The sequence below is a fragment of the Gemmatimonadota bacterium genome (genome assembly GCA_009841265.1).
Lineage (GTDB): Bacteria > JAAXHH01 > JAAXHH01 > JAAXHH01 > JAAXHH01 > JAAXHH01.
Map to the genome: position 1 here is coordinate 817310 of VXMB01000009.1, position 16327 is coordinate 833636.

The following is a 16327-nucleotide window of genomic DNA, read 5'->3' on the forward strand; positions in this document are numbered from 1 at the left end:
CTCCCGGGTGGGCTCACGAGGCGGAAACGACGGGCGGGCGGACCGTATGCTCGTATTCGGCGAGGACTTCCGTTACGGGCGGTGCATCGGGAAAGAAAGAGAGGATGCGCAGCAATACGTTGTCCAGCATGATATCGGGACAGGACGCTCCGCAGGTCAGGATGATGTCGACGGGCCGGGTGGCCGGAAGCCAGTCTATGGTCGCGACGATCGACTTGGATTCCAGGTCGAAGTGGCGGATCTGCCTGTCCGACAGGATGTCCTTGCTGCTGTTGATGAAGAAGGTGCTGATCGTTTCCTCGCAGAGCTCCACCAGGTGGGAGGTGTTGGACGAGTTGTAGCCGCCGACGACGAGGGCGACGTCCGCCCCCTTGTCGATCATGGCGTAGGTGGCGTTCTGGTTCTCGTTACTCGCGTAGCACAGGGTGTCGGAAGTATCGGCGAAGTGATCGGCGATGCGCTCGGGGCCGTGCCGTTCCTCCAGCGCTTCCCTGATCAGCCGCGCGATCTCGTGGGTCTCGCTGGCGAGCATGGTGGTCTGGTTGATCACGCCGACCCGGTTCAGATGGATTTCCGGATCGAAACCCTCCGAGCAGTTGTCGCCGAATACTTCGAAGAACCGGTCCGTGTCGACCTCCCCCGTGATGATATCGGCGAGGATGTGAGTTTCCTCCCGGTTCCGCACCACGACGGTCGGGGCCTGCTGGACGCTGTGTGAAAAGGTTGCGCGCGTCTCTTCGTGCCGGGGCTTGCCGTGAATGACGACCGTGAACCCCTGCTGGCCGATCTGTCCGCCCCGGGTCCAGACCTTCTCGACGAAGGGGCAGGTCGTATCGTACGTGCAGAAATCGATCCCGCGGCGGGTCAGCATTTCCTTGACCTCCACCGTGGTGCCGAAGGCGGGGACGACAACCAGGTCGTCCCGGGTCAGTTCGTCCCAGGGAATGAGCTGTTCGCCTAGGGTGGTATGGATGAACTGGATGCCCCTGGACTGCAGGTCGGTATTGACATTCGGATTGTGGATCATCTCGCTAAGCAGGAAGATCCGCTTATCCGGGTTTTCCTCCAGCGTCTTGTACACAATCTCGATCGCGTTTTCCACGCCGTAGCAGAAACCGAAATGACGGGCGAAAACGAACCGTACGCCACCGAAATCCAGCACGGAGGGCGTCAGGTCCTTCTTCTTGGGATCTACCAGCCGCCGGCCCTGCTTGATCCGGGAGGTGATTTCACTCTTATAGTAGCTGGGAATGTCGAACTGGCGCGCCATCGCTAAGCCCTTGTGGATATGGCCTTTACCGGTATACCAATTTAACGGAAAGCGCCCGTGAGGGCAACGGTTTTCGGCTCAGTACCGGCTAGATCCGGTGCGCGAGGGTTTCGTCGATATGTTTTTTAAGGTAGACGGTAAAGGGCGTGCCGCCCGTGCCCACGTGGCCCTTGTTCTCCTGCTGCCCGGGCTTGAGCACGTACATGGCGGCGTACTCGATATGCAGCCGCCGGAATTCGTACAGCGCCTTCACCGCGGCGTTGTAGGCGTTTTTCAGGCCGGGCTCGCCGTTCCCTCGTTCAAGGACGAACGCCCGGACGGAGGGTCCCGCTTCCACCGTCTCGATGAAGTGCCGGTCCTGCACCGGCATGTAGTCGCGCATTTCCATCAGGTAGGCCCGCATCTCATCGTAACCGTGCTCGATCCCGAGAAAACCGTCCACGGCGTAAATGACCGCGCTCTGCGCCCCGGTTTCACCGCGGAACTGCCGGGGCTTTCCTTCATAGGCCTCCACGCCCGAATACACCATGCCTTCGGGAAGCTCGGGGTTGTTCTTCCAGCCGAACATGTACGGCCTGACCCGGTGATAGTAGGTATTGGGATCGCACCGTTCCGTCATGCGTTCCAGGACCGCCCGCATTTCGTTGAGCGTCCCGGTCACGGCGTCCAGGCAGCGCGTAACGGTGCCGGCGTCGCCCCGCGCCACCGCGTCCTGACCGGGGATCAGCACGGAGAGCGCCCTCCCCGAGACCGCCTCGATATGCACGTGGATCGTAACGAACCACTCTTCGTCCATCCCGCCGAGGAAATTCAGCATCATGTGGAGATTGCCGACCTCAACGGGACCCTGGCGATCGAATCTGCGCCAGTTGTACATGACCTGGGAGGCGTAGGTCAGCATGGGCGGTCGTCCAAGGCGGCAGGCTACGCCGTGCCAGGCCGTGGCCAGGTTCCGGGGGATGGCCGTGGCCACAGGGTGATCGGGGGCGAAAACGTACATGTTGGCCAGGAAGGAAAGCAGGCTCATGGCCCGTTCATGCTCGGCCAGGGTTTCAAGGCTGCACCCCGGAAAGGGGGGAAGATCCTCTATCGTGGGGCGGATATACCGCGTCAGGGCCAGCTTGGGCAGCACGCTGCCGGCCAGTTCCCAATCTCCGAAGGGTTCGGGCAGGCGAGAAAGGGGATCCTCGGGAGGAAGAAAACCGTGGGTGAAGTCGCGTGTTACAGGCGACATCAACGCGGCGTACAGGGGATCCGGTTCCACCTGGGTCATGGGAGACCATCCGGGATGCGTCCCGCCGAGAGACCGCCCCATCTTCAGGCGGTTATCTGGAAATCCTCGGCGTTCGGATCGTATTCGTCGAACAGGTCTTTTTTGGCGTAGTCCGCGGGGATGTCGCGGTACACTTCGAAGGGAGGATCGGCCCGGTATTGATCCGGATCGATCAATCCGTCCACCTCGCCATCCCGGACCAGATGCACGTTCACGTCATCGATCGAGGGCGGGCACAGTCCCCGTTCGATCCCGACCTGCAGATATACCAGGTTCCCGGGTTCGAAGCCCATGAGATGGGCCGCCACGAGGTCCACCGCGGCCATGGATGCGCCGGCAACGACGAGTCCGGCGGGAAAGTTACGACCCAGGTAGAAGGCGTTTCCGTCCCGCCCCACGATGCCCTCCACCACGTTGAAATCGGGCTGGCAGGCCAGGAAAACGTCCCAGTGCATGTGGGCGATGGTCCGCTGCCAGGCCTCGTGGTCCTCGACGCCCATCCATTCCCTTCCCTGCTTTCGCCGGTCGTCGCGCCCGAACGTGGCGCGCCACGCGTCCGAACAGAGGTGCCGTTCCGTGACCGGAATCATGACGCCCTGCTGGTTCTTGCCACACAGGGTGACCACGCCCAGGTTGTGGGTCTTCAGCTTGGGTACGTTGACATAGAATACGTTCTCCGCGGCCGCCCAGCGAGAAATCCCGATGTTGTGAAGCTGAACCGTGTTCCCCGGGGTGACGCGCACGTTGCCGTAGTCCGCCAGCTCGAGCAACCGCACGCGTTTTTCGCGCGCCATCTCCGTGTAGCCGCTTCGGGCCCAGGCCAGGTCGCGCTGGGCCTTCGAAGTCAGCCGGCTGGTCGCTTCACCGACGTATACCTCGTCGACCGGAACGCCCACGTCTTCGACGAAGTAATCGACGAGACCGGCCACGAAGGCCGGATGGGTGACGATACCGCTGTTCCGCGGCGCCCCGGCGGTGACGTTGGGCTTCATCATCACGGCGCGGTTGCCGGGATCGACGTCCAGTGCGCGCAGCATCTCACGAGCCGGTCCGGCGAAGGCCGCATCGCTCAACGCGTCTTCGCCGTCCAGGCGGGTTTTAAGGATATACACATCGGGTCTGGACATATTCTCATCTCGCGTGGCCCGCCGCGATCACGCCCACCGGCTCATGGTGACTTTCTGCCGCGTATAGAAGGCAAAACCTTCCTTTCCCTGGATGTGCAGGTCGCCGAAGAACGAGCCGTTCCAGCCCGAGAACGGGAAGAACGCCATGGGGGCCGGCACGCCCACGTTGATACCCACCATCCCCGCGCTCACCCGGTTCCTGAACGTCCGGGCGGCCTTTCCGTCGCCCGTGAACAGGACCGCGGCGTTGCCGAATCCGCTCTGGTTGCAAGCCTCTATGCCCTTGTCGAGGCTTTCGGTGCGGATTACGGAGAGGACCGGACCGAAGATCTCCTCGCGGACGATCTTCATGCCGGTGGACGCTTCGTCGAAAATCGTGGGACCCAGGTAGAATCCGTCCGGCGTTTCCGGCACTTCGACCCCCCGGCCATCGCGGTAGAGCGAAGCGCCGTCCGACAGGCCCGCGGCAATGTATCCGTGCACCTTGTCGAGGTGCTGCCGGGTTACCACCGGCCCCATGTCCGCCTCGGGATCCCGGTCCGTCGGGCCGATCTTCATCCCGTCCAGGGCTTCGCGCAGCGGAGGCAGCACGCGTCGGGCTGCATCATCCACCGTCACCGCCACGCTGCCGGCCATGCACCGCTCCCCGGCGCAGCCGTATACCGATCCAATCAGGGCATCCACCGTGAATTCCGGATCCGCGTCAGGCAGGATGACCATGTAGTTCTTTGCGCCGCCGGCCGCCTGCACGCGCTTGCCGTGAGCCGTCGCGGTCTGGTAGACGTGCCGGGCCACGGGCGAAGACCCGACGAAGGAAACGGCATCGATGCCTGGATGGGTGCAGAGGGCGTTGACCACATCCACGCCGCCGTGCACGAGGTTCATCACGCCGGGCGGCAGTCCGGCTTCCTGCAGGAGTTCCACGAGCCTGACGGCGGTCAGCGGCACCTTTTCCGACGGCTTGAGCACGAAGGTGTTTCCGCAGACGATGGCGATGGGATACATCCACATGGGAACCATCGCTGGGAAGTTGAAGGGCGTAATCCCCGCGCAGACACCCACGGGCTGCCGGATGGTGTCGCAATCGATCCCGCTGGCAATCTCTTCCAGTGCGTCTCCCATGAGCAGCGTCGGCGCCCCGCAGGCAAACTCCACGACCTCGATGCCCCTCCGCACCGAGCCTCGGGCTTCCTCCAGGGTCTTGCCGTGCTCCCGCGTGACCAGCCTGGAAAGTTCCTCGAAATGCGCTTCGAGCAGATGCACGTACCGGAAGAGTATCCTGGCCCGGTCCACGACCGGCGTGGCCGACCAATCTGACAAGGCTTCCCGGGCGGCTCGAACCGCGGCATCGACTTCGGAAGCGCCGCACATGGGCGTCCTCGCGATCACGCTGCCGTCCGATGGATTGAAAACCGGTTCCGTGGCCGCGTCTAACGCGCCGGTCCAGTTACCTCCGATGAACAGTGGGCATCCGTTCGTTTTCTGATCACGCATGTGCTTCCTCGGTTTCTTCCTCGGGTACAATTTGAGTAGGTTGGATGTAAGCGATATCGATCAGCCCACGGCTTCGGGCTTGCCGCTCTCCGCCGATTTGTAGGCCGCCTCGGTCAACTGCACGACGCGCAGGCCGCAGATCGGCGGGGCCTGCACTTCCGCTTCGCCCAGGATGGCCTCGATGAAGTTCTCCGCCGGGGGCTTCCCCCGGCCCGGAGTCTGCGGCAGCCGGATATCCTCTCCCTTCCGATGGACGAAGAGGGGCTCGGAAGCGCCGAAACGCATCACGCCTTCGGTGCCGTAGAAGGTGAACTCCTCGCGCCATTCGGGCGACATGGAGGTGTAGGACAGGTTGCCGACGGCGCCGTTCGTGAACTCCACCGAGATGGCCGTATTCACGTCGACCTGGGTGCCTTCCGGGTTGATGAACGCGTGGACGGACTTCGGTTCCAGGCCCGTCGTCCACAGCAGGATGTCATTGATATGGCTGCCCGTGTCCATGAAGTGCCCGCCGCCGGACAGCTCGGGATCGGCGCGCCACGAGGCACCCGGGCTGAAGATCCCCAGGCAGTCCTGGGCGATGATTACGTGGACGAGGCGCACGTCGCCGATGACGCCGTCCCCGATCATCTCTCGGGCCTTGATGAACTTCCCCTCGCCGTGTCGCTGGTAGGCGACGGCCAGCACCCGGTCCGCCCGTTCCGAGTATTTGATGAAGTCCCGTGCGTCCCGCGTCGTCGTTGCCATGGGTTTTTCCACGAGCACGTGCAGTTCCGCCTCCAGGCTCGTCCGGACCTGATCCGCGTGGCGGGTATGGGGCGTCGCGATGACGATGGCGTCCAATGTCTCCCCGTCGATCATCGACTCGAGCGAAGCGTAGTGGTTCAATCCCTGTGCGGACGGCCCCAGGGTCTTTTCCATCCGGTTCATCGCGACCGGATCGGTATCGAACAGAGACACGACCCGGACGTCTTCTCGGGCGGACAGCAACCGGGCGTGGTGGCCGCCCATGCCGCCGGCGCCCGCAATGCCGATTCGGAGCGTTTCCATGAAGCGTGGTCCTCGAGATGGCCTGGTTACAACTGGAATGATGAGATAAAGTACCGGACCCGGTCGTTGCCGACCGTTACCGGCGATGGTTCACTATAAAAACGGGGCGTTTAAAGATCAAGCAACAAAATGGAAAGTGCTTGACAGGCGTTCCGCCGGGCTCATAGGTTGGCCTTCGTTGTCTGCCTCATCACCCTCGCATGGAAGACCTCATGGAAAACTCGCTGCTTGAATACGTCGGCAACGTGCAGGCCCTGGTATGGGGAGTGTCCTTGCTGGTGCTGCTGGGCGGCACGGGACTCTACCTGACCATACTGTTGAAAGGCGTGCAGTTCCGCTCCCTGTGGCACGCGCTCCACCTGGCATTCTTCAGGCGTCGCGAAGCCGGCGCCGAAGGCGATATCAGCCACTTCCAGGCCCTGATGACCGCGCTGGCGGCGACCGTCGGTACGGGAAACATCGCCGGCGTGGCCACGGCCATCGCGGCCGGGGGACCCGGCGCGCTTTTCTGGATGTGGATGACGGGCCTGGTGGGCATGGCCACGAAATACTCGGAAGCGGTCCTGTCGGTCAAGTACCGCGAGACGGATTCGAAGGGGCTCATGAAGGGCGGCCCCATGTACTACATCTCCAACGCCATGGGCTGGAAGTGGATGGGGGCGGCCTACGCGCTGTTCGCGGCGCTCGCGGCCTTCGGCATCGGCAACATGACCCAGTCGAACTCCATGGCCGACGTGCTCCAGAGCAGTTTCGGCGTGGACCCGTGGGTCACCGGCGTCGTCCTGATGATCGGCACGGGGCTGGTCCTGATCGGTGGGATCAAGAGCATCGGCCGGGCGGCCAGCCTGATCGTCCCCACGATGATCGTGCTGTACATCCTCGGCGGACTTACCGCCATCCTGTTGAACGCCTCGGCGATCCCGGGCATCTTCGAGCTCGTGGTCACCCATGCATTCACGCCCGCCGCGGCCGCCGGGGGTTTCGCGGGCGCGATGGTCCGGCAGGCGGTACAGTTCGGCGTGGCCAGAGGCATCTTCTCCAACGAGTCCGGCCTGGGCAGCGCGGGCATCGCCGCCGCGGCCGCCCAGACGAAGGACCCGGTCACCCAGGCCCTGGTGTCCATGACCCAGACCTTCATCGACACCCTGGTCGTGTGCACGATCACCGGTTTCACCATCATCGGTACGGGGGTCTGGCTGTCGGGCGACACGGGCGCGCCGCTCACCGCGGCGGCTTTCGCCAGCGGCCTGCCGGGCGGATTCGGGGGATACCTGGTCGCCGTGGGCCTGGTTCTGTTCGCCTATTCGACGATCCTGGGCTGGAGTTACTATGGCGAGAAATCGGTCGTATACCTGCTCGGTGAACGCTCCGCGTTGCCTTACCGCATGCTGTTCTGCCTCTTCGTAGGGGTCGGCGCCGTGTCGGAACTGGAACTGGTCTGGGGAGTCTCCGATATCATGAACGGACTGATGGCCTTCCCCAACCTGGTCGCCCTGCTCTTCCTTTCTCCCATCGTCGCCGCGGAAACCCGGCGGTACTTCGGCAGACATGACGCGAAGACAGCATAGACGGATATTCTGGGTGCTCGTGGTCGTGCTGGCCGCGCTCCACGTCGATTTCTTCAACCACGGCATCTCCCCTCCCCCGCTCTTCGGCTGGCTCCCTGTAGACCTGGCCTACCACATCGTCTGGGTGATTGCCGCCGCCGCGCTCGTCCTCTACTTCACCAAATACGTATGGCGGGACTTCGATGGGTCCTGAAACGACCATATACGTCGTGGTGGTGGTGTACTTCGCCGTGGTATTGGGCATCGGCGCCGCCGCATTCCGCCGGTCCCAGCCGACGGCCGAAGACTACTTCCTCGGGGGCCGCCTCGCCAAGTCGCTCGTCATGTTCATGGCCCTCTTCGGCACGAACATCACGCCCTTCCTGATCATGGGCATTTCGGGGCTGGCCTACCATCACGGCTACGGGGTGTTCGGCTACACGGCGGCCATGGCGGCCCTGATCATCCCCGTGGCCTACTACGTCATCGGCTACCCCGCGTGGATCGCGTCCCGGAAACTGAAGGCCGTGACGCCCGCCGAACTGCTCGCCCGCCGGCTCGACAGCCCCAACCTCGGCCGGCTGCTCTTCGTCGTGTACTTCGTCTTCATGCTGCCCTACCTGTCCACCGGCGTCGCCGGCGTGGGGCTGGCCGTCGACGTGTTCACCCAGCAGGCCATCTCCTTCGAAGTCGCGGCGGCTGGCATCCTGGTCATCACGCTGCTTTACACCACCACGGGCGGCATGCGGGCCACCATGTGGACCAACGTGTTCCAGGGCCTCGTCTTCGGCGTGTTCCTCTACGTATCGATCTTCGTCGTCGCGGCCGATTTTGGCGGTGTATCAGGCGTCATGCAGGAAGTCGCCCGACGTTTCCCGGAACTCACGGCCACGAAAGACACGCCGCCCTTCACGACGGGCAACTGGTTTGTCTGGGGCATGGCCATGGGGCTGGTCGTCCTCGCCTTTCCCCATCTGCTGGTGCGCGTATTCGCCGCGAAAGACGTGAAATCACTGAAGAACTCCATCCGGTATTATCCCATCATCATGATCGGGTTGATGCTGGTGGCCACGCTCTACGGCGTGTGGGGCCGCATCGAATTCCCGGATTTCGTGGGCAGAGATTCCGACATGGTCTTCCCCATGGTGATCCGCAGCCACTTCGGTCCCCTGATCCAGGGGCTCGCCCTGGCCGGCATCCTGGCGGCGGTCATGTCCACCCTGGACGCTCAGATGCTCACCCTGTCGTCCATGCTCACCCGCGACGTGTGGTACGGTCTGTCCCAGCGCAGGCAGGTGGTGCTGGGCCGGCTGTTCCTCGTCATACTCGGCGGGATCGCCTACTACATCGTGATCCTCCGGCCGGCCTCCATTTTCGCCCTGGCCCAGTTGTCCTTCTCCGGTTTCGTCACGTTGACGCCCATCTGGCTGCTCGGCCTGCACTGGAGACGGTTCACGGCCCCGGGCGCCATCACGGCCATCGTCGCCGGGAACGCCGTGCTCGTCGCCATGTTCTACGAATGGCTGCCGAACCCGGGCCTCATCCCCGTCGCGTGGAGTTTCATGGCTACTTCCATCGTGGGCGTCGTGGTGTCGCTCTTCACGTCCCCGCCGCCCGATTCGGTTACCGATCCCGTGATGACCCCGATCCGGCAGGCCATGGGGGATGGTTGACCGCGTATGACCGACCACCCGTTCGCCGGCAACAGGCGTAGCATATGAACCACCTCGGCAAGGCTCCCCTGATCTTCGGCCTGCTCTTCCTACTGGCCTTTCCCGTTATCGTGTTCCGCGGCGATGACCGCTCGGACACGCTGGAGTTCTGGATCTTCGCGCAGACGCACTACGATGAGTTCAGCGCCAGGATTCCGGCGTTCGAGGCGGCCCATCCCGGCGTCAAGGTCGAACTTCGGCTGATCTCGAAACTGCACGACAAGCTCCTGGCCGCCTTCCTTTCCGGTATCGGCGGCCCCGATCTTTCCGAGGTAGAAATCTCATCGGTAGGCAGGTTCTTCAAGGGCACGAAGGAGGAAATCGGCTTCGTGGACCTGACCGACCGCATCGAGCGCGAGGGGATCGCGGATGAATTCGTCCAGGCTCGCCTCGCGCCCTGGTCCTTGGGCGGCCGGGTATACGGCCTGCCCCGCGACGTCCATCCCGTCATGCTCCTGTACCGTCACGACGTGTACGAGGAAGCGGGGATCGATCCGGCATCCATCGAAACCTGGGATGATTTCGCCCGCGAGACGAGACCACTCGCCCGCGACGACGACGGAGACGGGCGGCCCGACCGCTACCCGATCATGCTGAGCGCCCACAAGCCCGGCCATTTCTGGCTATTGCTCCTGCAGAACGGCGGCGGCATGTTCGATGAGAACGGCGGGGTCATCATCGACAACGACATTGCCGTTTCCACCCTGGAATTCTATTGCAGCCTGCTCAACGAAGAGCAGCTGGCCATCCCCGAATTCTCCCAGGACCCGGCCAGCTACGCCGCCATGAAGGAAGGCGTTATTCTGGGTGTGCTGGCACCGGACTGGTACATCAGCTTCGTACGGAGGTTCGTCCCGGAGCTGGAGGGAAAATGGCGGGCTATGCCCCTACCGGCCTGGCGGGAAGGCGAGCGACGCACCTCGACCTGGGGCGGCACCATGATCGCGGTCACCAAACAGACCGAGAACCCGGACCTCGCCTGGGAATTCGCCAAGTTCGCCTACATGGACGACGAGGCCCTCGCGAATCGTTACCGCAAGACCTTTATCATCCCGCCGATCCGGTCGGCGTGGTCCAACCCGGTGTACGGCGAGTCCGAGGCGTACCTGGACGGACAGGTCCTGGGTAGAAGCCTGACGGAACTCGCGCCCGACATCCCCGGATTTCACCTGAACCCGTATTGGGCCGAAGCCAACGATCTGCTGCGGCAGGCCGTGTACGAAGCCGCCAATGGGATTCGGACGCCCGCCGATGCGCTGTCCCACCTAGCAGAGCAGGTCCGCGCGCTGCGGGATAACACAGCAGAGACCGAATGAAGCCCCGGTACGCCCCCTACTTCTTCCTCGCGCCATTCTTCGCGCTCTTCGGCGTCTTCATGGTCTACCCCCTGTTCGATTCGATCCGTCTTAGCACGTACAGTGTCCGGGGCATGCAGAACCAGACCTTCGTAGGCCTGGAGAACATCGAGCGGTTGATCGCCGACCCGCTCTTCTGGACCGCCCTCTGGAACACGGCCTATTTCGCCGCGGGCAGCTTGCTCCTGCAACTGCCCGTGGCCCTGGCCCTCGCCCTGCTCCTCAGCAACGCCCGCCTGAAGGGCCGGAACCTGTTCCGTCTTTCCTTCTTCTCACCGGTGCTGATCTCCGGCGTGTTCATCGCCGTTATCTTCTACCTCTTGTACGACCGGCGCTATGGCCTGGTGAACAGATTGCTCGGTTCCGAAATCCCGTGGCTCCAGGATCCCGACCTGGTCATGCCCGCCCTCGTGCTGGCCGGCGTCTGGCGGTGGGCGGGATTCAACATGGTCTATTTCCTCGCCGGGCTTCAGAGCATCCGCCAGGAACTTTACGAGGCGGCGGCGGTAGACGGTGCGGGCCCGTGGCAGAGCTTCGTGCACGTGACGATCCCCGCCCTCAAGCCCGTGATCGCTTTCGTGGTAATCACGTCCATGATCGGGTCGTTCCAGCTCTTCGACCTGCCCTACGTGCTCACGGAGGGCGGTCCCGGCAACGCGAGCATGACCATGGTGATGTACCTGTACAAGCACGGATTCGAATTCATCAACCTCGGCTACGCGGCGACCATCGGCTGGGCCCTGGCCGTGATCATAGGGATTATCTCCATCATCCAGGTCCGGTTCTTCGGCGTATTCAGGGAAAACTGACATCATGAGAAACCCTGTTCGCACCATAATCACCTATGTGCTCTTGATCCTGCTGACCGTCCTGGTCCTGACGCCGCTGTTCTGGGTGGTTTCCGCTTCCTTCAAGCCGTCAGGCGAGATTTTCTCCTACCCGCCCACTTTTCTGCCCCAGGACCCCACTCTCGAGAACTTCACCCGGCTGTTTCAGGAAATGCCGATTATCCAGTACGTCGTCAACAGCACCTTCCTGGCCACCTCGCACACGTTGCTGCTCCTCGCCATCGCCACCATGGGCGGGTTCGCCTTCGCCAAGTACTCGTTCCGGGGACGCGGCGTCCTCTTCGCCATCGTCCTCGCCTCCATGATGATCCCCTTTCACCTGGTGCTGGTGCCCCTGTTCACCCTGTTATACAAATTCGGGTGGCTCGACACCTACCAGGGCGTGATCCTGCCGTACCTGGCATCCAGCGGATTCGGCGTGTTCCTCATGCGGCAGTTCATTCTCGGCGTGCCCTCGGACCTGCTCGATGCGGCGCGGATCGACGGCACCTCAGAATTCGGTATATACTGGCGCGTCATCATCCCGGCCGTGAAGCCGGCCATGGGCGCCCTGAGCATCTTCGGGTTCCTGGGAGCCTGGAACGAGTTTCTCTGGCCCATGATCGTGCTGCGGGACGCCGCCAAGTACACCCTGCCCCTCGGCCTGGCCAGCCTGGTGGGCGTCTACCGGCAGGAGTACGGCATGCTCATGGCCGGTACGCTGCTGTCCATCCTGCCCATCATGGCCCTGTTCCTCGCGATGCAGCGGGAGTTCGTGCAGGGAATCACGCTGGGGGCGGTGAAGGAGTAGAGGTGGAGTAGGCGTAGTTGAGGCCGAACAGTATGTTCTCCGTATTTGTACGGAACGTGAACGGTACGCGCTACTCAAAAGCGTTGACGATTGGCGTTATGGTTCACAATTTGAACGATTTGCGAGCAGACGAGTCCAAACCTGCGCATGTATGTGCAAATAGAAGGATGGAAAGGAGAAGTATCTGAAATGACGGATCAAGACCGCGAGCGGCAATACACGATGGGACGCAGCGACGAAGAGACAGAACGCCTGATCGAGCAGTCCCGGCTCTTAAGGCCGATCACGGATCGGTTTCTGCGGTCGGCCGGCCTGGCGCGGGGCATGCGGGTCCTCGACATCGGCAGCGGCGCGGGCGACGTGGCGGTGGTCGCGGCGGAACTTGTGGGTCCGGAAGGGGAAGTCGTGGGTGTGGACATGAATCCGGAGATCCTCGAAACCGCCCGGGAACGGGTCCGGCAGTCCGGGTACCGTAACGTGAAGTTCCTTGCAGGCGACGTGCACACCCTGGACACGGGCGGCGATTTCGACGCCCTGATCGGAAGACTGGTGCTCATGTACCTGCCCGATCCCGTGGCCACACTCAAACAACTCGTAACCCGATTGCGTCCCCGCGGCCTGGTCGTCTTCCAGGAGATTGATTTCACGATGACCCGGTCGTACAGTAACGAGGATACTCCGCTCATGCGACAGTTGGTCGACTGGATCGTGGAGGTATTCGAGCGCTCCGGGGCGAACCCGAATATGGGACTGGACCTGCACCGGGTGTTCATCGAGGCCGGCCTGCCCGAGCCCACCCTGGACGCGGGCATGCTGCTGGGCGGATCCGCCGACTGGCCGGGGTATTCGTACGTCGCGAATTCATTCCGAAGCGTCGTCCCGCTGCTGGAACACTACGGGATCGCGACCGCCGAAGAGGTGGACATCGACACCATTCCCCAGCGGGTCCGGGAGGAAATCGTCGCGGCGAAGCGTCCCGTGGTTATTCCGCCGCACATCGGGGCGTGGGCGAGAACTATGTGAAATCAATAGTGCCGCTTTCGATTTTCATACTTGCTACGTTGTCACTTCATTTATCGAGGTGCAGTCATGTTAGCGGAATTTAGCACGATAGAGTTGATCGTACTTGCGGTGATGGCCGCGGCTACGCTTGTCCCCATCGTAATCGGTCTTTGGGCGCTAGTACTGTACATACGGTGGAAGACAATAGGCTAGTCAAGATCGCCGCTTACGAATCTAGTATTCGAACTCTGTGCATAAGGAAGGTCCAGAAGTGAACCGCTACGACGCATATGACCCCTTTGCGCGCATCTATGATAAACATTGGGGATCTTTCGCGACGAACGTGTATCCGACCCTCGACCATCTGGTGCTGAGGAATATCCCAGCCGGCAGTGCCGTCCTGGATCTCTGCTGTGGTACCGGGCAGCTTGCCGCCAGGCTTTCCCGGCAAGGATTTCTCACTATGGGCCTCGATGGATCGGAAAAGATGATCCAGTTAGCAAGAAAAAACGCTCCGGACGTGGAATTTGTCGTCCAAGACGCCCGAAACTTCATCTTGCCCTATCGGGTTTCAGCGGTTTTTTCGACTTTTGACAGCCTGAACCACGTGATGAGTCTGGTCGAACTTGAACAAGTGTTTCAGAGTGTATTATCCGCCCTAGACTGTGGCGGTTACTTCACCTTCGACCTCAACATGGAGGAAGGTTACCATTCCAGGTGGCGTGGTTCGTTCGGATATGTGGAGGACAATCACGTATGTGTTGTTCAATCTTCGCATGATACAAACAAGAAGATTGGAAGGATCAAGGTCACATTGTTCCAACTGGAGGGTTCAGACTGGAGGCGAACCGATTTTTCTCTGCATCAACGCTGGTATGACGAAAGTGAAATCACGAACAGTCTCAGAAGGGCCGGATTCGTAGAGCTAAAGTCTTACGATGGGAACGAACCCATTGTTGAGGGCGAGCCGCACCAGGGCAGGATGTTCTTCGTCGCAAGAAAGCCATAGAACAAAACTTCAAAACATAAACCTCGGATTTCGCCTGGTGGCCCGTCTCCATCCAATCGCTACATAGAGACCTGAACACCTTGCCGATTTACCCATAAGCCCCTATATTAGACGGTCTTGAATTTGCTCTAACGGTAGCCAGAATAGAAACTTATGAGCACAGAAAAACCATACCGGGATTTCATACGCGAGATTATCGACGCGGACATGGTGAGCGGGAAGTTCGGGGGAAAAGTGCATACCCGTTTCCCCCCGGAGCCGAACGGCTATCTCCATATCGGCCACGCCAAGTCGATCTGCCTCAATTTCGGAGTGGCGGAAGAATACGGAGGCCTGTGCAACCTCCGGTTCGACGACTCGAATCCGGAAACTGAGAACGTGGACTACGTCGAGGGAATCAAGCGGGACATCCGTTGGCTGGGTTTCGACTGGAAGGACCGGCTCTACTTCGCCTCGGATTACTTCGATCAGTTGTACGCCTACGCGCTGCAACTCGTGGACCAGGGCGACGCCTACGTAGACAGCCTGACCTGGGAAGAAATGCGGGACCACCGCGGCACACCCACGGAACCGGGCCGGAACAGTCCGTATCGCGACCGGACGGCTGGCGAGAACCGCAACCTGTTCGAACGCATGCAGGCCGGGGAGTTTCCGGACGGCGCGCACGTCCTGCGGGCGCGGATCGACATGGCTCATCCGAACCTGACGATGCGAGACCCCGTGCTTTACCGGATCCGGCACGCCCATCATTACCGTACAGGGGACAAGTGGCGCGTGTTTCCCATGTACGACTTCACCCACTGCCTGTCGGACTCCATCGAAGGCATCACCCATTCGCTCTGCACCCTGGAGTTCGAGAACAACCGGCCGCTCTACGATTGGATCCTGGACCGGCTGGACGTCTACCACCCCCAGCAGATCGAATTCGCGCCGCTGGCGCTGGCCCACACCGTGCTTTCGAAGCGCTTCTACCGGCCGCTCATCGAAGAAGGCGTGCTTTCCGGCTGGGACGATCCCCGCATGCCCACGCTGTCCGGCCTGCGGCGCAGGGGATACACCCCCGAGGCCGTACGCACCCTCTGCGACCGCGTCGGCGTGGCCAAGAACCACAATCTCATCGACATGGCCCTGGCGGATTTCATCATCCGGGAGGACCTGAACAAACGGGCACCTCGGGTCATGGGCGTGCTTGACCCGCTGAAGGTCGTGATCACCAATTACCCCACCGACCGCACCGAGCAGATGGAAGCCGTGAACAACCCGGAAGACGAGGGCATGGGGACGCGGCAGGTGCCTTTTACCCGTGAAATCTATATCGAGCGAAACGACTTCATGGAAGATCCGCCGCGGAAGTTCTTCCGGCTGGCGCCGGGCCGGGAAGTCCGCCTGCGATACGGCTACTACATCACCTGCACGGACGTGATCAAGGACGATGACGGGCAAGTGGTCGAACTGCATTGCACCTACGATCCCGAATCCCGGGGCGGGTCTACGCCGGACGGCCGGAAGGTACGCGGCACCATTCACTGGGTATCGGCCGCGCACGCACTGAACGCCACCGTGCGTCTCTACGACCGGCTGTTCAGCGATCCGGATCCCCGTCCGGGTGAAGTCGACGACGACCGGTCCTTGTTGAATCCTGATTCGCTCAAGACCGTCACGGACTGCAAGGTCGAGCCCGGACTGGCGGAAGCCGAACCCGGCGTGAACTACCAGTTCGAGCGGCTGGGTTACTTCTGTATTGACGCCGTCGAAACGCAGCCCAACGGACCGGTGTTCAACCGGACGATCACCCTCCGCGACACCTGGGCAAAGATCCAGCAGAAGTAGATAAGCGCTAGCAGCGTAAG

Annotated in this window: 14 protein-coding genes; 9 read left to right on the top strand and 5 right to left on the bottom strand. The window is 61.9% G+C overall.

The window, feature by feature from the left end:
* Positions 1-13 precede the first annotated feature (13 nt).
* From F4X08_08435 to F4X08_08455, 5 genes are all read right to left on the bottom strand, one after another.
* Positions 14-1270: a 4-hydroxy-3-methylbut-2-enyl diphosphate reductase gene (locus tag F4X08_08435; protein MYD25827.1), complete on the bottom strand. Its 1257-nt coding sequence runs from the start codon at positions 1268-1270 to the stop codon at positions 14-16.
* A gap of 88 nt (positions 1271-1358) precedes the next feature.
* A complete protein-coding gene (locus tag F4X08_08440; GenBank protein MYD25828.1) occupies positions 1359-2504 on the bottom strand; it encodes a hypothetical protein in 1146 nt (381 codons plus the stop codon).
* An 83-nt stretch (positions 2505-2587) separates the two neighbouring features.
* The gene (locus F4X08_08445; GenBank protein MYD25829.1) at positions 2588-3670 is read right to left on the bottom strand and encodes a DUF362 domain-containing protein; all 1083 of its coding nucleotides are present in this window, start codon (positions 3668-3670) and stop codon (positions 2588-2590) included.
* Positions 3671-3697: 27 nt separating this feature from the next.
* Entirely contained in the window at positions 3698-5164 is a 1467-nt protein-coding gene (locus tag F4X08_08450; protein MYD25830.1) for a CoA-acylating methylmalonate-semialdehyde dehydrogenase, read from the bottom strand.
* 60 nt (positions 5165-5224) lie between these two features.
* Positions 5225-6214: a Gfo/Idh/MocA family oxidoreductase gene (locus F4X08_08455; GenBank protein ID MYD25831.1), complete on the bottom strand. Its 990-nt coding sequence runs from the start codon at positions 6212-6214 to the stop codon at positions 5225-5227.
* Between the two features lie 212 nt (positions 6215-6426).
* Here F4X08_08455 and F4X08_08460 point away from each other — a divergent pair, with 212 nt between their 5' ends.
* The 9 genes from F4X08_08460 (at position 6427) to F4X08_08500 (ending at position 16307) form a co-directional block, all read left to right on the top strand.
* The gene (locus tag F4X08_08460; GenBank protein MYD25832.1) at positions 6427-7782 is read left to right on the top strand and encodes a sodium:alanine symporter family protein; all 1356 of its coding nucleotides are present in this window, start codon (positions 6427-6429) and stop codon (positions 7780-7782) included.
* The gene (locus tag F4X08_08465) at positions 7763-7975 is read left to right on the top strand and encodes a hypothetical protein (protein MYD25833.1); all 213 of its coding nucleotides are present in this window, start codon (positions 7763-7765) and stop codon (positions 7973-7975) included. Before F4X08_08460 ends, F4X08_08465 begins: the two co-directional genes overlap by 20 nt.
* Positions 7965-9434, top strand: a complete 1470-nt coding sequence (locus F4X08_08470; GenBank protein ID MYD25834.1) for a sodium:solute symporter family protein — start codon at positions 7965-7967, stop codon at positions 9432-9434. Before F4X08_08465 ends, F4X08_08470 begins: the two co-directional genes overlap by 11 nt.
* A 44-nt stretch (positions 9435-9478) precedes the next feature.
* On the top strand, positions 9479-10789 hold the full coding sequence (locus F4X08_08475; GenBank protein ID MYD25835.1) for a sugar ABC transporter substrate-binding protein: 1311 nt from the start codon (positions 9479-9481) through the stop codon (positions 10787-10789).
* A complete protein-coding gene (locus F4X08_08480; GenBank protein MYD25836.1) occupies positions 10786-11637 on the top strand; it encodes a sugar ABC transporter permease in 852 nt (283 codons plus the stop codon). Before F4X08_08475 ends, F4X08_08480 begins: the two co-directional genes overlap by 4 nt.
* Before the next feature lie 4 nt (positions 11638-11641).
* Positions 11642-12466, top strand: coding sequence for a carbohydrate ABC transporter permease (locus F4X08_08485; protein ID MYD25837.1), 825 nt, complete (start codon positions 11642-11644; stop codon positions 12464-12466).
* A 189-nt stretch (positions 12467-12655) separates the two neighbouring features.
* Positions 12656-13489, top strand: coding sequence for a class I SAM-dependent methyltransferase (locus tag F4X08_08490; GenBank protein MYD25838.1), 834 nt, complete (start codon positions 12656-12658; stop codon positions 13487-13489).
* 229 nt (positions 13490-13718) lie between these two features.
* Positions 13719-14477, top strand: coding sequence for a class I SAM-dependent methyltransferase (locus tag F4X08_08495; GenBank protein MYD25839.1), 759 nt, complete (start codon positions 13719-13721; stop codon positions 14475-14477).
* Positions 14478-14630: 153 nt separating this feature from the next.
* The gene (locus tag F4X08_08500; protein ID MYD25840.1) at positions 14631-16307 is read left to right on the top strand and encodes a glutamine--tRNA ligase/YqeY domain fusion protein; all 1677 of its coding nucleotides are present in this window, start codon (positions 14631-14633) and stop codon (positions 16305-16307) included.
* Positions 16308-16327 lie beyond the last annotated feature (20 nt).